The following is a 19,897-nucleotide window of genomic DNA, read 5'->3' as shown; positions in this document are numbered from 1 at the left end:
TACTCGCAGACTCCTTCGGACGAAGGAAACAAGCAACTGTGGACCGAAGTGTAGCGAAAGGCCGCATGCGGATTCAGGTGCGGCGCTGCAAAGGTCTGTTCCTCGTTGCGGCAGGCTCGCGCCGCGTCGCGTAGAGGCGGCTGCCGAATCGTCGGCAATCGACTACCATCACGAAGCGCCGCGGCCGCGCGGTGCGCAACGTCGTTCGAGGAGGTTCCATGCCGAAGCTGCGTTTGCTCCAGGTCGCGTTACTCGCGGGCGCGTTCGTCGCCGGCGGCGCGGCTGCCGAAACGGTGCGTCTGTCCGCCAATCTCCAGCCGTCGAGCGAGGTGCCGCCGACGACGAGCCACGGCTCGGGCACGGTCGACGCGCGCTACGACACGGTGTCCCATACGCTGCGCTGGACGGTCACGTACGCGAACCTCACGGGCCCCGCGACGGCCGCCCACTTTCATGGGCCGGCGCCGGTCGGGCAGAACGCGGGCGTGCAAGTGCCGATTCCGAAGGACGCGCTTGCGAGCCCGATCAAGGGTTCGGCCGAGCTCACCGACGCGCAGGTCACCGACCTGATGGGCGGCAAATGGTATTTCAACGTTCATACGAGCGCGCATCCGTCGGGCGAGATCCGCGGGCAGATGCTGCCGGCGAACTGAGCGCCGCCGTTTGATATAGAGCCTCCTGTCCAGCGACGCGCGAACGATCGCACGTACCATCGTCACACTACGATTGCGGAGTGTGTCCGATGAGTTGGCAAAGCAGAGTGGCGTGCTGGCTGTTGCGCTGGCAGTTCCGTCCCGAGACGCTGCGGCCGGTGCTCGACCCGGCCCGCGCGCGGCGCTTCACCGATCTGCGGATGCGGACGATCGTGCCGCGCCGTGCGCCGTCCGGCTATCGGCTGCGCGAATGCTACGGCGCCGGCGATGCACCGCTGCGCGGCGAATGGCTCGAGCGCACCGACGTGCCGGCCGGTCGCGCGACGGGGCCGACGCTGCTGTACTTCCATGGCGGCGGTTATTACTTCTGTTCGACGAAGACGCATCGCGCGCTCGTGTTCGGGCTGACGAAGCGGGCGCGCGTGCGTTCGTTCTCGCTCGACTATCGGCTCGCGCCCGAGAATCGCTTTCCGGCCGCGCTCGACGATGCGCTCGCCGCATACCGTCGGCTGGTTGCGCTCGGCACGCGGCCCGAGTCGATCGTGCTCGGCGGCGATTCGGCCGGCGGCGGCCTCGCGCTCGCGACGCTCGTCGCGCTGCGCGACGCAGGTGAACCGCTGCCGGCCGGCGCGATCCTGTTTTCGCCGTGGACCGATCTCGCGGGCAGCGGCGACACGCTGCGCACGCACGACGGCATCGACCCGATGTTCGCCGGTGCGGCGCTGCCGAAAGCCGCGAAGCTCTATCTCGGCGACACGCCCGCGACGCACCCGTACGCATCGCCGCTCTACGCGGATTTCTCGGGCTTGCCGCCGCTCTACATCCAGGTTGGCAGTACCGAGGTGCTGCTCGACGACTCGCGTCGCGTCGCCGACAAGGCGAGGGCCGCCGGCGTGCCGGTCGAGATCGAAATCTGGCCGGGCATGCCGCACGTGTGGCAGCTGTACACGCCGATGTTGCCGGAGTCGCGCGACGCGCTCGATCGCGCGGCCGCGTTCCTGCGCCGCGTGGCGGTCGAGCGCGCGGTTCAGCGCGTCGGCGAGCCGTCGATCGCCTGATAGGCGGCCTGCACGACCTCGGTGCCGTACTTGCGTTCGAGCCGGCGCACGGTGAAGTGGCCGTGCGCCATCTGCTGGAAGTGATCGATGAACAGCGTGTTGACGGTCGCGCCGAGCACCGCGCCGATCGCCGGCACCGATTTCGCCGCCATCTGCTCGGTCACCTGGACCGAGAAGCGCGACGCGACGGCCTGCACGAGCTTGAACACCGCCGCCGAGCTATGCGCGGCGAGCCCCTTCGTCGCGATGTCCTGCGACGCCTTCGAGATCGCCTGTGCGAGCGCGCCGCGCAGCACGAAGTAGCCGAGATCGGCGTCTTCGGCATCCTTGTCCGGATTGCCGCCCATCCCGAGCACCGCGAGGCACTGCAGCTGCGTATCGACGGACGTCAGATCCTCGCCCTCGCTGCGCGCAATGTCGCACACCGAGCGGAAGATCAGCGTGGTCGTCACCGGCAGTTCGACCGGCAGCGCGAGGAAGCCGAACGCGCCGCCCGCCGCGCCCGTCGTCGCGACCGCGAGCTTGTGCAGCAGGTTGCTCGGCTTGTCGGGCTCGGCGTCCGGCGCCGGCGGCTTGCCGAGCGTGCGCAGCGCGATGTTCAGACATTTGCGCAGCGCGAGCTGCGTCGCGTCGTTGATCTTGCCGGTCGCGAAATCCGGCAATTTGGCGATCATCTTCTCGACCGGCGCGCCGAGCACGCCGGTCAGCTTCATCGTCAGCGACGGGCTTTCCAGCACCTGTTTCGCGCGCCGCAGCGCGTCGCGATCCTGCGGTGAGAGCGGCGCCGCGTCGGGCGTGATTGAAATCGGTTCCATCATTCTCCTTGGCGGCCGGCGGAAAGGCGACCGTCGTCGGCCTAGGGTACTCCTGCGTGCTACAATTTCGAGATTGTTTGACCCGTCAAACGTTGCGCCAACAAAAAATGGCCGTCCATACTGCCGCCCACCATTCGAGCGGGCAAGTCCTGCCGTTTCGCGAGTCGCTGCTGGCGATGATCGGAATCTCGTTCGTCACGATGCTGGTCGCACTCGACCAGACGGTCGTCGGTACCGCGCTGCCGACCATCGTCGCCGAACTCAGAGGGTTCGACCTCTATGCGTGGGTCGCCACCTCGTATCTGCTCAGTTCCGTGATCACCGTGCCGATCTTCGGCCGCCTCGGCGACTACTACGGCCGCAAGCCGTTCGTCATCGCGTCGATCGTCGTGTTCACCGGCGCCTCCGTGCTGTGCGGCATGGCCAACGACATGCTCTACCTCGTGCTCGCGCGCGGGCTGCAGGGCATCGGCGGCGGGATGCTGGTCGGCACCGCGTTCGCGTGCATTCCGGACTTGTTTCCCGATTCCGTCGTGCGGCTGCGCTGGCAGGTGCTGATGAGCTCCGCATTCGGGATCGCGAACGCGGTCGGGCCGTCGCTCGGCGGCGTGCTGACGCAGACCTTCGGCTGGCGCTCGGTCTTCTACGTGAATCTGCCGGTCGGTCTGCTGTCGCTGGTCTTCGTGTGGCGCTACCTGCCGCATCTGCGCCAGGTCGAGCACGAGAGCAAGATGCGGCTCGACTGGCCCGGCGCACTGCTGATCGCGGCGTCGCTCGGCGCGCTGCAGCTGTTCGTCGAATGGCTGCCGAAATACGGAATCGCGAGCTGGGCGACGCTGCTGCTCGTCGTCGCGGTCGCGGCCGGTGTAGGCCTGTGGCATTGGGAAAAGCGCTGCGCGCAGCCGATTTTGCCGTTCGACATGTTCGCGAACCGTGCGTTGTCGGCGCTGTTCGTGCTCGCCATCCTCGCGGGCTTCGCGATGTTCTCGCTGCTGTTCTATGCGCCGCTGCTGTTCCAGGGCGGATTCGGGATGTCGCCGAAGGAGGCGGGGCTCGTGATCACGCCGCTCGTCGTGTTCATCACGATCGGCAGCATCATGAACGGGCGCGTCGTCACGCGCATCCGCCAGCCGAACGCGATGCTGCACGTCGGCTTCGTGCTGTTCGCGATCGCGTGCGCGGGCATCGTCGTCTCGACGCACACCACGCCGACGTGGGTGCTGATGGCGCTGATGGTGGCCGGCGGCATCGGCCTCGGTTTCGTGCTGCCGAACCTCACTGTATTCGCGCAGCAGACGGCCGGCCGCCAGCATCTCGGGATCGCGACCGCGCTGCTGCAGTCGCTGCGCATGGTCGGCGGGATGATCGGTACGGCGCTGACAGGCACGCTCGTCAACCAGATGTATTCGAGCGGCGTGCACGATGCGCTCGCCGCCGATCACGCGCTGCAGTGGCATGCGCGGCTCGCCGATCCGCAGATCCTGATCGATCGCGCCGCGCAGGGCGGGCTGGTCGCGGAACTGACGCGCGCCGGGCATAATGGCGCGCTGCTGCTGGAAGCCGCTCGCGAATCGCTCGTCGGTGCGATTCATCTGGGCGTCGCGATGGCGGCCGTCGTCGCCGTATATTCGGTGTGGCAGTGCCGCCGCGTGCCGCCCATCGCGTTGCGGCGCAAGATCGAGCCGCATGTCGCGGCCGATTGACCGATTGACCGGAAACGAATTCAGCGCATGGAAGAACAGGACCGCGTCGCGATCTTGCAGCAATTCGGACGCACGTATCGCGCGTTCATGACCGCATTCGAAACGCACGTCGGGCAGCCGATGCCGCGCTGGCGGATCATGGTCGCGCTGCATACGATGGGCGGCCATTCGTCGCAGAAGCGGCTCGTCGAAGTGCTGCGCATCGATCCGGGCGCGCTGACGCGTCAGCTGAAGTCGCTCGATGCGCTCGGCTGGATCGAGCGCGAAGCCGACGCGCGCGACAACCGCGTGACGAACGTGACGCTGACCGAGGCCGGCCGCGCGGCATTCGACGCGTGCCTGCCGCGCCGCAAGGCGTTTCTCGAGCGGACGATGGCGCAGGTGCCGGACGACGTGCTCAATGCGCTGTCGGGTGCGCTGGCCATGCTCGAGTCGAAGATCGCGGACGTCGGCTCGACGGTCGTGGAGCGCTGAACGCGCGCGTGCGGCGGCGACGCTGCCGCTACGGTCGACGGGCCCGCACGCCACGCCGGCAACCCGTCGCGCGCCGCCGCCGGCGGCGCTTTATTTCCTCGGATCTATCGGTTTGCGCGACCGCTTACAGCTCGATGCGCGTGCCGAGCAGCGCAAGGAACTGCGACAGCCAGGCCGGATGCGCCCGCCATGCGGGTGCGGTGACGAACGGCGCGTCGGTGACCGCCGCATCGACCGGAATGTCCGCATATTCGCCGCCGGCGAGCTTGACCTCGGGCGCGCAGGCCGGATAGGCCGAGATGCGCTTGCCGCGAATCACGTCGGCGGCCGCCAGCAGCTGCGCGGCGTGACAGATCGCGGCGATCGGCTTGCCGGCTTCGGCGAAGGCGCGCACGAGCGCAATCACGTTCGGATCGAGGCGCAGGTATTCCGGCGCGCGGCCGCCCGCGATCGCGAGCGCGTCGTAGCGCGACGCGTCGACGTCGTCGAACGTCGCATTCAGCGTGAACTGATGGCCGGGCTTCTCGGTGTAGGTCTGGTCGCCCTCGAAATCGTGGATCGCGGTCTTGACCTTGTCGCCGGCGCGCTTGCCCGGGCATACGGCGTCGACGTGATGGCCGACCGCCTGCAGCGCCTGGAACGGCACCATCGTTTCGTAGTCTTCGGCGAAATCGCCGGTCAGGAACAGGATCTTCTTCGCTGCCATGGCTTTCTCCATTGAAGAAACGTCGAGGCGCGCTCAAGCGGCCGCAAGCGGCCGCGAGGGCGAAAGCGCAGTGTACTCCGGCAGCTCGACGCGCGCGTGACAAGGGGGCGCGCGTCGGTACGCCGGGCGTCGCTACGCCGGGAGTCGATGCGTCGAGGGCCGTACGCCGGGCGTCGGTACGCCCCGCATCGCGGCGGGGCGCGTCGCGCGATGCGTCAGAAGAACGTTTCGATCACGCCCGTCACGCGGAATTGCGGATCGAGGACGAGCAACTGGCGCCACTTGTCGAAGGTCAGACACGGGTGCGAGATGTCGAACGCGACCATGTCGCCGACCTTCACGTCCGCGCCGGGCGGAATCTGCAGGTAGGCGTGCTGATCCATCATGCCCGTGACGGCCCAGCCTTCGCTCGCGGCGACGTCGCGCGGTGCGCTGTCGCGGCCAGGGCGGAAGTGGCGCGCCGGCTCGGGCAGCCCCGCGTCGAACGCGGCGTCGCGCTTGCCGAGCGCGACGATCGCGCGGTCGGGCTCCGGCACCGACTGCACGTATGCCCACAGCTGCAGCGCGGGAAGCAGCCCTTCGCCCATCTTGCGCGCGATCGGGTTGCGCGCGAACACGTCCGTCTGCGCCTTCTTGTAGATGCCGACGTCGTGCGTGAGGTAGCAGCCGGGCCGCAGCACGACTTCCGCGAAGCCTGCGTCGGAGGCCTTCGCGAATTCCTCGGCGACCACGTCGTACCACGCCGAGCCCGCGCCGGACAGGATCGCCGGCGTGCGCGCGAAGCGGCCGGCGGCCGCGAGCTCGCGCGTCAGCGCGACCGCGCCCTGCAGGAACGCGCGGATCTCGCCTTCCTCCTTCAGCACGCCTTCGTACAGTTCGATGCCGGCGAGCTTCAACGTATCGGGATAGCGCGCGAGCGCGTCGAGCACGGCCTTGCGCTGCGCGGCATCGCGTACGCCGGTGCGGCCGCCCGGCACGCCGAGCTCGAGCAGCACGTTCAGCGACTTGTTCGCGGCGCCGAAGAAGCGGCCGAGCTGATCGACGTTGTCGGCCGAATCGACGCAGCAGAAGAATTCGAAGTCGGGGTCGGACAACAGCGCCGCGATGATCGTCATGTTCTGGCGGCCGACCAGCTGGTTGGCGAGCAGCACGCGGCGCACGCCGCCGTGATAGGCGGCCTGCGTCTGGTGCGCGGTCGCGAGCGTGATGCCCCATGCGCCGGCGGCGAGCTGGCGACGGAACAGTTGCGGCGCCATCGTCGTCTTGCCGTGCGGCGCGAACTGCACGCCATACTGCTGGACAAACGCCTGCATCCAGTTCAGGTTGTGCTCGATGCGCTCCTCGTACAGCACCGCGGCCGGCAGGCTGATGTCTTCCGCAAGCAGATTCCATTCGAGGCGGCCGGCCTCGTCGAGCGGCACGCTCGCGCCCGGCAGGTTGCCGAGGCCCTTGCCGAAAGGATCGATCGTCGGTTCCTGATAGTTTGTAACTTTCATGTCATCCGGCTCCATCATCACTATGCATTGCACTGAAGTTGACAGTCAGATGGTACAGAAAGTAGCATCGGCGCGGTGATGTTATTTAGTAACATGAACCCTTATCCCCGTTTCCGCAGATGAATACGCGCGCTGTCCGTTCCGCGTCGCGCGCGGCCACGCCGGAATCGGCGTCGGTCGCGCAGCCCGTCCTCGACATCGTCGCGCGCATTGCCGAATGCGCGCCCGAGCTGCGCGATGCCGAGCGCAAGGTCGCCGAATTCATCCTCGCCGATCTCGCGCGCGCCGCGCATGCGAGCATCGGCGCGCTTGCGCGCGACACCGGCGTGAGCGTCGCGACGGTCACGCGCTTCGCGAAGGCGGTCGGCTGTCGCGACGTGCGCGAACTGAAGCTGCTCGTCGCGCAGGCGGCAGCCGTCGGCCGGCGCTTTCTCGTACCTGCCGAGCAGGTGCCAGCCGAAGAAGACGCGAACCCGGCGACGGTCGTCTACGACGAGATCCGCGTCGCGCTCGCGCACAACCACCAGTTGCTGCGCAACGCGTCGTTCGACGCCGCGGCCGACCGGCTCGTCGGCGCGAAGATGATCTACGTCTACGGGCAGGGCGGCGGCTCGACCGCGCTGGCCGACGAGCTGCGCTTTCGGCTCGTGCGTTTCGGGCGGCCGGTCGCGACGTATCAGGACAGCCTGCTGCAGCGGATGGTGTCGGCCACGTTGTCGCGCGACGCGGTCGTCGTCGCGCTGTCGGTGAGCGGCCGCGTGCCCGAGCTGCTCGAGAGCTGCCGGCTCGCGAAACGCTACGGCGCGACGCTGATTGCGATCACCGCGCCCGCGTCGCCGCTCGCGAAGCTGGCCGACCACCTGATTCCGGTCGTCGCCTTCGAGACCGATTTCATTTACAAGCCGTCGACGTCGCGCTACGCGATGATGATGGCGATCGACGTGCTCGTGACGGGGGTCGCGCTGCGGCTCGGCGATGCGGGCCGGGAATCGCTGCGCCGTATCAAGCATGCGCTCGACGCGCATCGCGGCGGCGGCGACCGTCAACCGGTAGGAGACTGACCATGCATTCGCATCCCGAAGCCGCCGATACGCTGATCGTCGGCGCGCAACTGTACGACGGGACCGGCGCGCCGCCCGTCACGCGCGACGTCGCGATCCGCAACGGCATGATCGCGGCGATCGGCAACCTGTCGAACTGGCTCGCGGAAACCGTCGTCGATGCGAACGGCCGTGCGCTCGCGCCGGGCTTCGTCGACGTTCACACGCACGACGACACGCACGTGATCCGCGCGCCGGAGATGCTGCCGAAGATTTCGCAGGGCGTGACGACCGTGATCGTCGGCAACTGCGGGATCAGCGCGTCGCCGGTGACGCTCGCGGGCGAGCCGCCCGATCCGATGAACCTGCTCGGCGATCGCGACGCGTTTCGCTATCCGACCTTCGCCGACTATGTCGCGGCCGTCAACGATGCACGGCCGGCGGTGAACGTCGCGGCGCTGATCGGGCATACGGCGCTGCGCAACAACCAGATGGACCGCCTCGATCGCGCGGCGACCGACACCGAGATTGCCGCGATGCGCACGCAGCTCGAGGAAGCGCTCGCGAACGGCGCGCTCGGATTGTCGTCGGGCCTCGCGTACGGCTCCGCGTTCGCCGCGCCGACCGAGGAAGTGATGGCGCTCGCCGAGCCGCTCGCGAATGCAGGCGCGCTGTACACGACGCACATGCGCACCGAGTTCGACGCGATCCTCGACGCGATGGACGAGGCCTACCAGGTCGGCCGCCATGCACGCGTGCCGGTCGTGATCTCGCATCTGAAATGCGCGGGCCCGTCGAACTGGGGGCGCAGCACCGAAGTGCTCGCGTCGCTCGAAGGCGCGCGCCGCTATCAGCCGGTCGGCTGCGACTGCTATCCGTACAGCCGCAGCTCGTCGACGCTCGACCTGAAGCAGGTGACGGGCGACATCGACATCACGATCACGTGGTCGGAGCCGCATCCGGAAGTCGCGGGCAAGCTGCTGAAGGCGATTGCTGCCGATTGGGGCGTCACCGAGCAGGAGGCCGCGCAGCGGATCCGCCCGGCGGGCGCCGTGTACCACAACATGTCCGAAGACGACGTGCGCCGGATCCTCTCGCATCCGGCGACGATGGTCGGCTCGGACGGGCTGCCGAACGATCCGCTGCCGCATCCGCGGCTGTGGGGCGCGTTCCCGCGCGTGCTCGGCCATTACGTGCGCGACACGAACCTGCTGCCGCTCGAGGAGGCGATCCGCAAGATGACGTCGCTGTCCGCGCGCCGCTTCGGGCTTGCGCGCCGCGGCGAGGTGCACGTCGGCTACCACGCGGATCTTGTGCTGTTCGATCCGGCGCGCGTGATCGACGCCGCGACGTTCGACAAGCCGCAACAGCCCGCGCACGGGATCGACGCGGTCTGGGTGAATGGCGTGCTGACCTATGAAAACGGCCGGCCGACCGGCGAACGCGCGGGCGGCTTCGTCGCGCGCGGAGAACGCGCGCAGGCGAGCGCGGATGCCGCGTTCTGAGCGCGGCGCGCGCATTTGCAACCGAAACGGAACTGAAATAGGAGTGAAACGATGAAGCGATATGGCGTAGGCGAGGCGAAGGGGACGGGCGGTCAGGTGATGCCGTTCGCGCGCGCGGTCGAGGCCGACGGCTGGCTGTACGTGTCGGGCCAGACGCCGATGGTGAACGGCGAAGTCGTCGAAGGCGGGATCGTCACGCAGTCGAAGCAGGCGATCGAGAACATGATCGCGATCCTGAAGGAAGCCGGCTACGGCCTCGAGCACGTCGTGCGCTGCGGCGTGTGGCTCGACGACGCGCGCGATTTCGCGTCGTTCAACAAGGTATTCATCTCGTACTTCGGCGAGCATCCGCCGGCACGCGCGTGCGTGCAGTCGAGCATGGTCATCGATTGCAAGGTCGAGGTCGACTGCATCGCGTACAAGGCGCCGGCGAAGTAAGGCGGCGGGCGGTTGTCGCAGTGAAATTTGTCGCGGTGAAATGAAAACAGCCCGGTCGATTCGACCGGGCTGTTTCGTTTGGCCCTTCACCGGCCCTTACTGCCGCGCCGTGCGCGCGTTGTCCGGCATCGGCTGGTTGTAGTTGGTCCGGAACGGATTGATGTCGAGCCCGCCGCGGCGCGTATACCGCGCATACACGGCCAGCTTCACCGGCTTGCAGCGATGCAGGATGTCGAGAAAGATCCGCTCGACGCACTGCTCGTGAAAGCCCGTGTGATTTCGAAACGAGATGATGTAGCGCAGCAGCCCCGCGTGGTCGATCTGCGGCCCGACGTAGTGAATCTGTACGCTGCCCCAGTCCGGCTGGCCGGTGACCGGGCAGTTCGACTTCAGCAGATCCGACACGAGCGTCTCTTCGACCGGCGCCTCGTCTTCCGCCGCCGACAGCAGCGACGGATCGGGTTCGTACACGTCGGCATCGAGATCGAGCCGGTCGAGCGACAAGCCGTCGAGCTCGTCCATCTCGAGCTTGCCGAAGTCGTGCGGCGACACGAGCTGCACCGACACGCTCGCGCCGCACGCGGCCGACACGTCGCGCTTGAGCACGTCGCGCACCGCGTCCACAGAGTCGAACTTCGACTGCGCGAACGAGCCGAGATAGAGCTTGAACGATTTCGACTCGACGATGTTCGGCGATTCGGCCGGCACGTAGAACGTCGCGACCGCGACCTGCGGCTTGCCGCGCGCGTTCAGCCACGACAGTTCGTATGCGTTCCAGATGTCGGTGCCGAAGAACGGCAGCGCGGACGTAATGCCGATCTGCTCGCGCGCGCCCGCACGCGGGATCGGAAACAGCAGCGACGCGTCGTACTGCGATGCGTAGACGGTCGCTTTGCCGAGCGGGGAATGTTCGGGATTCATGGCAGTGCCTTTACGACAGGAAGAGGCGATACGCCGGATTGGCGCTCTCTTCGACATACGGATAGCCGAGCGCCGCGAGGAAGCGTTCGAACTCGGCATGATCGGCCTGCGGCACCTGCAGCCCGACGAGGATCGAGCTGTAGTCCGCGCCCTGGTTGCGGTAGTGGAACAGGCTGATGTTCCAGTCCGGCGCCATCGACGACAGGAACTTCATCAGCGCGCCCGGCCGTTCGGGGAATTCGAAGCGGAACAGGCGCTCGTCGAGCGCGAGCGGCGAGCGGCCGCCGACCATGTAGCGGATATGCTCCTTCGACAGTTCGTCGTGCGTGAGGTCGGCCGTCTTGAAGCCGTGCGACTCGAAGTTCGCGGCAATGTCGGCCGATTCGCCGCGGCGACGGATCTGCACGCCGACGAAGATGTGCGCGGACTGCGCATCGGCGATCCGGTAGTTGAACTCGGTCACGTTGCGGTCGCCGACGAGCGAGCAGAAGCGCTTGAAGCTGCCGCGCTCCTCGGGAATCGTGACGGCGAACACGGCCTCGCGCGCCTCGCCGACCTCCGCGCGTTCGGCGACGAAGCGCATCCGGTCGAAGTTCATGTTCGCGCCCGACGTGACCGCGACGAGCGTCTGGTTCTCGATGCCTTCGCGTTCCGCATAGAGCTTCGCGCCGGCCACCGCGAGCGCGCCCGACGGCTCGAGCACGCTGCGCGTGTCCTGGAACACGTCCTTGATCGCCGCACAGAGCGCGTCGGTATCGACCGTCACGACGCCGTCGAGATATTCCTTGCAGAGCCGGAAAGTTTCCTCGCCGACGAGCTTCACCGCGGTGCCGTCCGCGAACAGGCCGACCTCGGCGAGCTCGACGCGCTTGCCGGCCTGCAGCGACTGCGCCATCGCGCACGAATCCTCGGCCTGCACGCCGATCACCTTGATCTCCGGACGCACGGCCTTCACGTACGCGGCGACGCCCGCCGCGAGCCCGCCGCCGCCGATCGGCACGAAGATCGCGTGGATCGGACCCTGGTGCTGGCGCAGGATCTCCATCGCGATCGTGCCCTGACCGGCGATCACGTACGGATCGTCGAACGGGTGCACGAACGTGAGGCCGCGTTCTTCCTGCACCTTGAGCGCGTGCGCGTACGCATCGCTGTACGATTCGCCGGCCTGGATCACTTCGACGCCCGGGCCGCCGTGCGCACGCACCGCGTCGACCTTCACCTGCGGCGTCGTGACGGGCACGACGATCACGGCCTTCACGCCCATCCGGGCCGCCGAGAATGCGACGCCCTGCGCGTGATTGCCGGCCGATGCGGTAATCACGCCGCGCGCGAGCGCATCGGCGGGAATGTGCGCCATCTTGTTGTATGCGCCGCGCAGCTTGAACGAGAACACCGGCTGGTTGTCCTCGCGCTTCAGGTACACGGGGTTGCGCAGTCGCGCGGACAGGTTGCGGGCCGGTTCGAGTTCGGTCTCGAACGCGACGTCGTAGACGCGCGCGGTCAGGATTTTCTTCAGGTAATCGTGGGAGGCCATGGATGCTCGCGTGCGGTGCGGAAGCGGACGGTAAAGGGTCAATGATAGCGCCAAGGGTTCGCCTGCACGCAAACGCGGCGCCGGGCGTGCCCGATCGGCGCGGGTGGGCCGCGCGGTTTTTCGGCCCGACCGTCGTTTTTACCGATTTAACCGGGCGGTTACCGACCGGCCGGGCGGCGAATGGGCGTGCGAAATCGCGGCGAGCCACGTCCGGCGCGGGTTGCCGCGATATCCCCACGCGCTGTCCGGCGTGCCACGCGTCGAGCGATCATGGGTTAGAATTCCGTTTTGAATCAAGGATCGGAAGATGCAGAGGCACCCTCGGATCGCCCCGTTGAAGCCGACGCCGCGCGCAGCTAGCCCCGCGGCGGAACGGCATGCGCGCCGCGCGCGATCGTGCTGATGGCTCCGAGTGCCGCCAGGCCCGGTCGATCCGGCACTGCGCATCTGCGCGGGCACCGGTCCGACGCAGGGTGCCGGCCCGGGGCGGCGAGTCCCGACCCGTTCCGGCCCGCAGCGAGATCGTCGCGCGCCTGGCAATAGAACAGATTTCCCCAAGATTGCGCCCACGCGCTTGCCGACGCCCGTGCACGGTGTATCGGCCCTCCGAGTCGTCCGAACATGAACGCACCACAAGTTTTCGATCCGCATGGCGCGGCCGCCGCCGTCGCCGCCGACCCCGCGCCCCGTCTGCGCGAGATTCCCTATAACTACACGTCGTTCTCGGATCGCGAGATCGTGATCCGCCTGCTCGGCGAAGAGGCGTGGGCGGTGCTCGACGAGCTGCGCGCGGAACGCCGCACCGGCCGCTCGGCGCGCATGCTCTACGAAGTGCTCGGCGACATCTGGGTCGTGCGCCGCAACCCGTACCTGCAGGACGACCTGCTCGACAATCCGAAGCGCCGCGCGCTGCTGATCGAGGCGCTGAACCACCGTCTGACCGAAATCGGCAAACGCCGCCGCGCCGATCTGACGGAGCATCACGACGAAGCGGGCCGCGAACGCGCGGCGCGCGTCGAGATGCTCGAAGCCGCCGCGCAGCGCGCCGTCGACGAATTTGCAGACGAATTCGACAAGATGGCCGACCTGCGCCGCCGCGCGACCAAGACGCTCGGCCGCTGCACGCAGAAGGACAACATCCGCTTCGACGGGCTTTCGCGCGTATCGCACGTGACCGACGCGACCGACTGGCGCGTCGAATATCCGTTCGTCGTGCTGACGCCCGACACCGAAGCCGAAATCGCCGGTCTCGTGAAGGCCTGCTTTGAGCTCGGCCTGACCGTGATTCCGCGCGGCGGCGGCACGGGCTATACGGGCGGCGCGGTGCCGCTCACGCCGTTTTCCGCGGTGATCAACACCGAGAAGCTCGAGCAGCTCGGCGCGGTCGAGCTCACCGAGCTGCCGGGCGTGCCGCACAAGGTGCCGACGATCTTCTCCGGCGCGGGCGTCGTCACGCGCCGCGTGACCGAGGCAGCCGAGGCGGCCGGCTATGTGTTCGCGGTCGATCCGACCTCGCTCGACGCATCGTGCATCGGCGGCAACGTCGCGATGAACGCGGGCGGCAAGAAGGCCGTGCTGTGGGGCACCGCGCTCGACAACCTCGCGTGGTGGCGGATGGTCGACCCGGACGGCAACTGGCTCGAAGTCACGCGTCTCGAGCACAACCAGGGCAAGATCCACGACATCGCGGTCGCGCGCTTCGAGCTGAAGTGGTTCGACGGCGCGTACGCGCCGGGCGAGAAGCTGCTGCGCACCGAGATGCTCGAGATCGAAGGCCGCCGCTTCCGCAAGGAGGGGCTCGGCAAGGACGTGACGGACAAGTTCCTCGCGGGTCTGCCGGGGGTGCAGAAGGAAGGCTGCGACGGGCTCATCACGTCCGCGCGCTGGGTCCTGCACAAGATGCCCGCGCATACGCGTACCGTCTGCCTCGAGTTCTTCGGCCAGGCGCGCGAGGCGATCCCGAGCATCGTCGAGATCAAGGACTACCTGTTCGAAACGTCGAAGCAGGGCGGCGCGATCCTCGCCGGCCTCGAACACCTCGACGAACGTTATCTGCGCGCGGTCGGCTATGCGACCAAGAGCAAGCGCAACGCGTTCCCGAAGATGGTGCTGATCGGCGACATCGTCGGCGACGATGCCGATGCAGTCGCGCACGCGACGTCCGAAGTGATCCGGATGGCGAACGGCAAGAGCGGCGAGGGCTTCGTCGCGGTCAGCGCGGAGGCGCGCAAGCGCTTCTGGCTCGACCGCAGCCGCACGGCCGCGATCGCGAAGCACACGAACGCGTTCAAGATCAACGAAGACGTCGTGATCCCGCTGAACCGGATGGGCGAGTACACCGACGGCATCGAGCGGATCAACATCGAGCTGTCGCTGAAGAACAAGCTGCAGCTCGTCGACGCGCTCGAAGCGTTCTTCCGCGGCGGCAATTTGCCGCTCGGCAAGACCGACGACGCGAACGAGATCCCGAGCGCGGAGCTGCTGGAAGACCGCGTGCAGCAGGCGCTCGAGCTGCTCAGGCGCGTGCGCGCGCGCTGGGAGTTCGTGCGCGACCGGCTCGACCAGCCGCTGCGCGAGGCGCAGCACTATCTCGTGCAGCTCGGCTACGAAGCGCTCGCGGAGAAATTCGCGGATCGCGCGGACGAACAGCCGGGCGCGACGCTGTTCCACGTCACGCAGGATCGTACGGTGCGCATCTCGTGGAAGCAGGAGATCCGCGCGGAGCTGCGCGCGATCTTCAACGGCGGCGCATTCAAGCCGATCCTCGACGAAGCGCAGGCGATCCACAAGCGCGTGCTGCGCGGCCGCGTGTTCGTCGCGCTGCACATGCACGCGGGCGACGGCAACGTCCACACCAACATCCCGGTCAACTCCGACAACTACGAGATGCTGCAGGACGCGCACGCCGCGGTCGCGCGCATCATGACGCTCGCGCGTTCGCTCGACGGCGTGATTTCCGGCGAGCACGGCATCGGCATCACGAAGCTCGAGTTCCTGACCGACGACGAGATCGCCGAATTCCGCGCCTACAAGCAGCGCGTCGATCCGAACGGCCGCTTCAACAAGGGCAAGCTGCTCGACGGCGCCGACCTGCGCAACGCCTATACGCCGAGCTTCGGGCTGATGGGCTACGAGTCGCTGATCATGCAGCAGTCGGACATCGGCGCGATCGCCGATTCGGTGAAGGACTGCCTGCGCTGCGGCAAGTGCAAGCCGGTGTGCGCGACGCACGTGCCGCGCGCGAACCTGCTGTACAGCCCGCGCAACAAGATCCTCGCGACCTCGCTGCTCGTCGAGGCGTTCCTGTACGAAGAGCAGACGCGCCGCGGAGTGTCGATCAAGCACTGGGACGAGTTCAACGACGTGGCCGATCACTGCACGGTCTGCCACAAGTGCGCGACGCCGTGCCCGGTGAAGATCGACTTCGGCGACGTCACGATGAACATGCGCAATCTGCTGCGCAAGATGGGCAAGAAGAAGTTCAACCCGGGCCAAGCTGCGGGCATGTTCTTCCTGAACGCGACGAATCCGCAGACGATCAACGCCGCGCGCACCGTGATGATGGGCGTCGGCTACAAGGTGCAGCGCTTCGCGAACGACATGCTGAAGAAGGTCGTGACGAAACAGACGCAGCATCCGCCCGCGACGACCGGCAAGCCGCCCGCGGTCGAGCAGGTGATCCACTTCGTCAACAAGAAGATGCCGGGCAACCTGCCGAAGAAGACGGCGCGCGCACTGCTCGACATCGAAGACAACAAGATCGTGCCGATCATCCGCAACCCGAAGACGACGACCGTCGATTCGGAAGCGGTGTTCTACTTCCCGGGCTGCGGCTCCGAGCGCCTGTTCTCGCAGGTCGGTCTCGCGACGCAGGCGATGCTGTGGGAAGCCGGCGTGCAGACGGTGCTGCCGCCGGGCTACCTGTGCTGCGGCTATCCGCAGCGCGGCGCGGGTCAGTACGACAAGGCCGAGAAGATCGTCACCGACAACCGCGTGCTGTTCCACCGCGTCGCGAACACGCTGAACTACCTCGACATCAAGACGGTGGTCGTGTCGTGCGGCACCTGCTACGACCAGCTCGCAGGCTATGAATTCGACAAGATCTTCCCGGGCTGCCGCATCATCGACATCCACGAGTTCCTGCTCGAGAAGGGCATGAAGCTCGACGGCGTGACGGGCACGCGCTACATGTACCACGATCCGTGCCACACGCCGATCAAGACGATGGACCCGGTGAAGCTCGTCAACGAGCTGATGGGCTCGGAGAAAGACGGCTACAAGATCGAGAAGAACGACCGCTGCTGCGGCGAGTCGGGCACGCTGGCGGTTACGCGCCCCGACGTGTCGACGCAGGTCCGCTTCCGCAAGGAAGAGGAAATCCGCAAGGGCGCCGCGAAGCTGCGCAGCATTCCGGTCGTCGCGAGCGCGGCGGAACCGGCGGCGGCCGCCGTCGCCGCGCCGGCGAACGGCCCGGACGTGAAGATCCTGACGAGCTGCCCGTCCTGCCTGCAGGGGCTGTCGCGCTACAGCGAGGACGCAAACCTCGAAGCCGATTACATCGTCGTCGAGATCGCGCGCCAGGTGCTCGGCGAGAACTGGATGGTCGACTATGTCGCACGCGCGAACAATGGCGGGATCGAGCGCGTACTGGTCTAATGCGGGGATGACGACCGCCCGACCGGGCTTGGGATGAGCGGGCGCCGGCACGATCGTGCCGGCGTTCGCCCACATGGGAGCGACGATGGAATGCGTGTTTTGCCGTGAAGACGGCGGCGAAGTGCTGTGGCAGGACGAGCGGCTGCGCGTCGTCCTCGCGACGGGCGAGCACGACTACCCGGGCTTCTGCCGGGTGATCTGGGGCGCGCACGTCGCCGAGTTCTCGGATCTCGGCGACGACGAGCGGGCACATCTGATGCGCGTGGTCTACGCGGTCGAGCGCGCGGTGCGCCGCGTGATGCAGCCGAACAAGGTGAATCTCGCGAGCCTCGGCAACATGGTCCCGCACGTGCACTGGCACGTGATCCCGCGCTTCTCGAACGACGCGCACTATCCGCAGCCGGTCTGGGCGCCGCGCCAGCGCAGCGTGTCCGAGGCGCTGCTGCGCACGCGCGCGGCGCAGGCGTCGCTGCTGCACAATGCGGTGCGCGAGGAAATCCAACGAACGAACGATCCGAGGCAACCATGAGCGGTTTGACTTCCACGACGCCGATTCCGTCCGGCGTCGTCGTACACGCGGTGTCGCGTGTGCTCGAATTGCAGTACCCGAACGGAGAGAGCTACCGGATCCCGTTCGAGCTGATGCGCGTCTATTCGCCGTCGGCCGAGGTGCGCGGCCACGGGCCCGGCCAGGAGACGCTGCAGACGGGCAAGCGCGAGGTGACGATCACCGCGCTGGAGGGCGTGGGCAACTACGCGCTGCAGCCGACCTTCTCCGACGGCCATTCGACCGGCATCTATTCCTGGGATCTGCTGTACGAACTGGCGACGCAGCAGGATGCGCTGTGGCGCGACTATTTCGACAAACTGAAGGCGGCGGGCATCGATCGCGATGCGCCGATGCCGGCGGCGAGCGCGCCGCACGGCCACTGCCACTGAAATCGACGGCGCCCGTTCGGCGCCGTCTTGCCATTTACTGAGGATCAACGCGATGAGCAAAACCCACTTCGGCTTCGAAACCGTCGAGGAAACCGATAAAGCGAAGAAAGTGGCGGGCGTGTTCCATTCGGTCGCGAACAACTACGACCTGATGAACGATCTGATGTCGGCCGGCATGCACCGCGCGTGGAAGGCGTTCACGATCGCGCAGGCGAACGTGCGGCCCGGCTACAAGGTGCTCGACATCGCGGCCGGCACCGGCGACCTGACGAAGGCGTTCGCGAAGGCGGCCGGCCCGACGGGCGAAGTCTGGCACACGGACATCAACGAATCGATGCTGCGCGTCGGCCGCGACCGGCTGCTCGACAAGGGCATCGTGACGCCGTCGCTGCTTTGCGACGCGGAGAAAATTCCCTTTCCGGACAACTACTTCGACGTCGTCACGGTCGCGTTCGGGCTGCGCAACATGACGCACAAGGACGTCGCGCTGGCCGAGATGCGCCGCGTCGCGAAGCCGGGCGGCCGCGTGATGGTGCTGGAATTCTCGAAAGTGTGGGAGCCGCTGAAAAAAGCGTACGATTTGTATTCTTTCAAAGTATTACCGTGGCTTGGCGACAAGTTCGCGAAAGATGCCGACAGTTACAGGTATCTTGCCGAATCTATCCGGATGCACCCGGATCAGGACACGCTGAAGACGATGATGGAACAAGCGGGCCTCGATGCCGTCAAATATTACAATTTGTCAGGTGGCGTGGTAGCTTTACACCTCGGAACCAAGTACTAAGGGGTTCTTTCCATACATTTGCCTTACATCTGGAGAAGCTGATGTCCGAATCGCGATCGTTGTTCAACCGTAGCAAGCCGTCGAAGCCGTGGGCTCGACGGGTCGGCACGCTGCTGATGGTCGGCCTGCTCACGGCAGGCACGTTCGCATCGCTCGATGCGGAAGCGAAGCGCATGGGCGGCGGGCGCAGCTTCGGGCGCCAGAACTCCACCGTCACGCAGCGGCAGGCCACGCCGCCCGCGCAGCAGCCGATGCAGCAGGCCGCACCGGCGCAGGCGCAGCGCGCGAACCCGGCGGCGCCGGCGCCGGCCGCGCAGCCGAACCGCTCGCGCTGGCTCGGGCCGATCGCCGGCCTCGCGGCCGGTCTCGGCATCGCGGCGCTGCTGTCGCACTTCGGCCTCGGCGAGGCGTTCGCCGGGATGATGTCGAACCTCATCGTGATCGCCCTGCTCGCGATGATCGGCATTTGGCTGGTCCGCAAGTTCATGAATCGCCGTCGTCCGCAGGAGCCGGCGTACTCGGTCGGCAGCGCGCCGTCGTCGTCGGGCGGCTACGCGCAGAGCCCGTCGTTCCAGCCGGGCAGCACGAGCCAGTATTCGGGTAGCGGCAGCAACTATGCGAACGAAGCGCAGCGCGTGTTCAACGGCGGCGCGCCGGCCGCGGGCGCAGCGGCGGCCGCGCCGGTCCAGGTGCCGGCCGGCTTCGATACCGATGCGTTCCTGCGCAGCGCGAAGGTCTCGTTCGTGCGGCTGCAGGCCGCGTGGGACCAGGGCAACCTGGCCGACATCCGCGAGTTCACGACGCCCGAGATGTTCGCCGAGATCAAGATCGACCTCGACTCGCGCGGCAACGAGCCGAACCAGACCGACGTCGTGCAGCTCGATGCCGAACTGGTCGCGCTCGAGGATCGCGGTATCGAGCAGTCGGCAAGCGTGCGCTTCCACGGGCTGATCCGCGAGTCGGCGAACGCCGCGGCCGAGCCGTTCGACGAGGTGTGGAACCTCTCGAAGTCGGGCGGTCAGGGCTGGTTGCTCGCGGGCATTCAGCAACTGAACGCGCACTGAGCGCCGGCGGCGGTCGCGCTGCGACCGCTTGCCGCCGAGGCGTGCGGTCGGGCGCGGTCTGCCGACGATCCGACGTTACAATAGGAACCCGCGCGGGCGCCCGGCCTGCGC

17 protein-coding genes are annotated in these 19,897 nt (G+C 67.3%); 12 read left to right on the top strand and 5 right to left on the bottom strand.

The window, feature by feature from the left end; genetic code table 11:
- Positions 1–218 precede the first annotated feature (218 nt).
- Both NP80_RS26765 and NP80_RS26760 read left to right on the top strand, forming a co-directional pair.
- Positions 219–653 carry a CHRD domain-containing protein gene (locus tag NP80_RS26765; RefSeq protein ID WP_006406584.1) on the top strand — a complete coding sequence of 145 codons (435 nt, stop codon included), beginning with the start codon at positions 219–221 and terminating at the stop codon, positions 651–653.
- A gap of 89 nt (positions 654–742) precedes the next feature.
- Positions 743–1,711, top strand: coding sequence for an alpha/beta hydrolase (locus NP80_RS26760; RefSeq protein ID WP_006398285.1), 969 nt, complete (start codon positions 743–745; stop codon positions 1,709–1,711).
- On the opposite strand, the gene NP80_RS26755 is transcribed toward NP80_RS26760, so the two are convergent.
- Positions 1,681–2,526: an EcsC family protein gene (locus tag NP80_RS26755; RefSeq protein WP_006406582.1), complete on the bottom strand. Its 846-nt coding sequence runs from the start codon at positions 2,524–2,526 to the stop codon at positions 1,681–1,683. The genes NP80_RS26760 and NP80_RS26755 overlap by 31 nt on opposite strands.
- 107 nt (positions 2,527–2,633) lie before the next feature.
- Here NP80_RS26755 and NP80_RS26750 point away from each other — a divergent pair, with 107 nt between their 5' ends.
- Positions 2,634–4,229 (top strand): MDR family MFS transporter, encoded by a 1,596-nt coding sequence (locus NP80_RS26750; RefSeq protein WP_006406581.1) that lies wholly within the window; start codon positions 2,634–2,636, stop codon positions 4,227–4,229.
- A gap of 27 nt (positions 4,230–4,256) precedes the next feature.
- Positions 4,257–4,703, top strand: coding sequence for a MarR family winged helix-turn-helix transcriptional regulator (locus NP80_RS26745; protein ID WP_006406580.1), 447 nt, complete (start codon positions 4,257–4,259; stop codon positions 4,701–4,703).
- A 124-nt stretch (positions 4,704–4,827) separates the two neighbouring features.
- Here NP80_RS26745 and NP80_RS26740 read toward each other — a convergent pair whose 3' ends face one another.
- Positions 4,828–5,409 (bottom strand): DJ-1/PfpI family protein, encoded by a 582-nt coding sequence (locus NP80_RS26740; protein ID WP_006411563.1) that lies wholly within the window; start codon positions 5,407–5,409, stop codon positions 4,828–4,830.
- A 215-nt stretch (positions 5,410–5,624) separates the two neighbouring features.
- Positions 5,625–6,905, bottom strand: a complete 1,281-nt coding sequence (locus NP80_RS26735) for an amino acid deaminase (RefSeq protein WP_035948015.1) — start codon at positions 6,903–6,905, stop codon at positions 5,625–5,627.
- A gap of 119 nt (positions 6,906–7,024) precedes the next feature.
- On the opposite strand from NP80_RS26735, the gene NP80_RS26730 reads away from it, so the two are divergent.
- From NP80_RS26730 to NP80_RS26720, 3 genes are read left to right on the top strand one after another with little or no spacing between them, the layout of a single operon-like run.
- A complete protein-coding gene (locus NP80_RS26730) occupies positions 7,025–7,966 on the top strand; it encodes a MurR/RpiR family transcriptional regulator (RefSeq protein WP_006410502.1) in 942 nt (313 codons plus the stop codon).
- Between the two features lie 2 nt (positions 7,967–7,968).
- Positions 7,969–9,450 (top strand): N-acyl-D-amino-acid deacylase family protein, encoded by a 1,482-nt coding sequence (locus tag NP80_RS26725; RefSeq protein WP_006410504.1) that lies wholly within the window; start codon positions 7,969–7,971, stop codon positions 9,448–9,450.
- 51 nt (positions 9,451–9,501) lie between these two features.
- Positions 9,502–9,888, top strand: coding sequence for a RidA family protein (locus tag NP80_RS26720; protein WP_006398293.1), 387 nt, complete (start codon positions 9,502–9,504; stop codon positions 9,886–9,888).
- A gap of 96 nt (positions 9,889–9,984) precedes the next feature.
- Here the strand turns inward: NP80_RS26720 and queF are convergent, their stop codons facing one another.
- Positions 9,985–10,809, bottom strand: a complete 825-nt coding sequence (gene queF, locus NP80_RS26715; protein WP_006398294.1) for an NADPH-dependent 7-cyano-7-deazaguanine reductase QueF — start codon at positions 10,807–10,809, stop codon at positions 9,985–9,987.
- Positions 10,810–10,819: 10 nt separating this feature from the next.
- The gene (gene ilvA, locus NP80_RS26710) at positions 10,820–12,343 is read right to left on the bottom strand and encodes a threonine ammonia-lyase, biosynthetic (protein ID WP_006398295.1); all 1,524 of its coding nucleotides are present in this window, start codon (positions 12,341–12,343) and stop codon (positions 10,820–10,822) included.
- Positions 12,344–12,964: 621 nt separating this feature from the next.
- On the opposite strand from ilvA, the gene NP80_RS26705 reads away from it, so the two are divergent.
- The 5 genes from NP80_RS26705 to NP80_RS26685 all read left to right on the top strand — a co-directional run bounded on the left by NP80_RS26705 (position 12,965) and on the right by NP80_RS26685 (position 19,786).
- Positions 12,965–16,999 (top strand): DUF3683 domain-containing protein, encoded by a 4,035-nt coding sequence (locus NP80_RS26705; RefSeq protein WP_006410500.1) that lies wholly within the window; start codon positions 12,965–12,967, stop codon positions 16,997–16,999.
- A gap of 85 nt (positions 17,000–17,084) precedes the next feature.
- Positions 17,085–17,528: an HIT family protein gene (locus tag NP80_RS26700; RefSeq protein WP_006406573.1), complete on the top strand. Its 444-nt coding sequence runs from the start codon at positions 17,085–17,087 to the stop codon at positions 17,526–17,528.
- Positions 17,525–17,938, top strand: a complete 414-nt coding sequence (locus tag NP80_RS26695) for a gamma-butyrobetaine hydroxylase family protein (RefSeq protein WP_006406572.1) — start codon at positions 17,525–17,527, stop codon at positions 17,936–17,938. Before NP80_RS26700 ends, NP80_RS26695 begins: the two co-directional genes overlap by 4 nt.
- Positions 17,939–17,990: 52 nt before the next feature.
- Positions 17,991–18,722, top strand: a complete 732-nt coding sequence (gene ubiE / locus NP80_RS26690; RefSeq protein ID WP_006398300.1) for a bifunctional demethylmenaquinone methyltransferase/2-methoxy-6-polyprenyl-1,4-benzoquinol methylase UbiE — start codon at positions 17,991–17,993, stop codon at positions 18,720–18,722.
- Between the two features lie 41 nt (positions 18,723–18,763).
- Positions 18,764–19,786 (top strand): Tim44 domain-containing protein, encoded by a 1,023-nt coding sequence (locus NP80_RS26685; RefSeq protein ID WP_006406570.1) that lies wholly within the window; start codon positions 18,764–18,766, stop codon positions 19,784–19,786.
- Positions 19,787–19,897: the final 111 nt, after the last annotated feature.

Source organism: Burkholderia multivorans ATCC BAA-247 (assembly GCF_000959525.1).
GTDB lineage: Bacteria > Pseudomonadota > Gammaproteobacteria > Burkholderiales > Burkholderiaceae > Burkholderia > Burkholderia multivorans.
Note: the sequence above shows the minus strand (reverse complement) of the source record. Positions and strands in the feature narration are given on the sequence as shown.

Excerpts from the sequence above, each read along its gene's own strand:
- NP80_RS26765 (WP_006406584.1), top strand. The coding sequence starts at position 219 with ATGCCGAAGCTGCGTTTGCTCCAGGTCGCGTTACTCGCGGGCGCGTTC.
- NP80_RS26760 (WP_006398285.1), top strand. The coding sequence starts at position 743 with ATGAGTTGGCAAAGCAGAGTGGCGTGCTGGCTGTTGCGCTGGCAGTTC.
- NP80_RS26755 (WP_006406582.1), bottom strand. The coding sequence starts at position 2,526 with ATGGAACCGATTTCAATCACGCCCGACGCGGCGCCGCTCTCACCGCAG.
- NP80_RS26750 (WP_006406581.1), top strand. The coding sequence starts at position 2,634 with ATGGCCGTCCATACTGCCGCCCACCATTCGAGCGGGCAAGTCCTGCCG.
- NP80_RS26745 (WP_006406580.1), top strand. The coding sequence starts at position 4,257 with ATGGAAGAACAGGACCGCGTCGCGATCTTGCAGCAATTCGGACGCACG.
- NP80_RS26740 (WP_006411563.1), bottom strand. The coding sequence starts at position 5,409 with ATGGCAGCGAAGAAGATCCTGTTCCTGACCGGCGATTTCGCCGAAGAC.
- NP80_RS26735 (WP_035948015.1), bottom strand. The coding sequence starts at position 6,905 with ATGAAAGTTACAAACTATCAGGAACCGACGATCGATCCTTTCGGCAAG.
- NP80_RS26730 (WP_006410502.1), top strand. The coding sequence starts at position 7,025 with ATGAATACGCGCGCTGTCCGTTCCGCGTCGCGCGCGGCCACGCCGGAA.
- NP80_RS26725 (WP_006410504.1), top strand. The coding sequence starts at position 7,969 with ATGCATTCGCATCCCGAAGCCGCCGATACGCTGATCGTCGGCGCGCAA.
- NP80_RS26720 (WP_006398293.1), top strand. The coding sequence starts at position 9,502 with ATGAAGCGATATGGCGTAGGCGAGGCGAAGGGGACGGGCGGTCAGGTG.
- queF (WP_006398294.1), bottom strand. The coding sequence starts at position 10,809 with ATGAATCCCGAACATTCCCCGCTCGGCAAAGCGACCGTCTACGCATCG.
- ilvA (WP_006398295.1), bottom strand. The coding sequence starts at position 12,343 with ATGGCCTCCCACGATTACCTGAAGAAAATCCTGACCGCGCGCGTCTAC.
- NP80_RS26705 (WP_006410500.1), top strand. The coding sequence starts at position 12,965 with ATGAACGCACCACAAGTTTTCGATCCGCATGGCGCGGCCGCCGCCGTC.
- NP80_RS26700 (WP_006406573.1), top strand. The coding sequence starts at position 17,085 with ATGGAATGCGTGTTTTGCCGTGAAGACGGCGGCGAAGTGCTGTGGCAG.
- NP80_RS26695 (WP_006406572.1), top strand. The coding sequence starts at position 17,525 with ATGAGCGGTTTGACTTCCACGACGCCGATTCCGTCCGGCGTCGTCGTA.
- ubiE (WP_006398300.1), top strand. The coding sequence starts at position 17,991 with ATGAGCAAAACCCACTTCGGCTTCGAAACCGTCGAGGAAACCGATAAA.
- NP80_RS26685 (WP_006406570.1), top strand. The coding sequence starts at position 18,764 with ATGTCCGAATCGCGATCGTTGTTCAACCGTAGCAAGCCGTCGAAGCCG.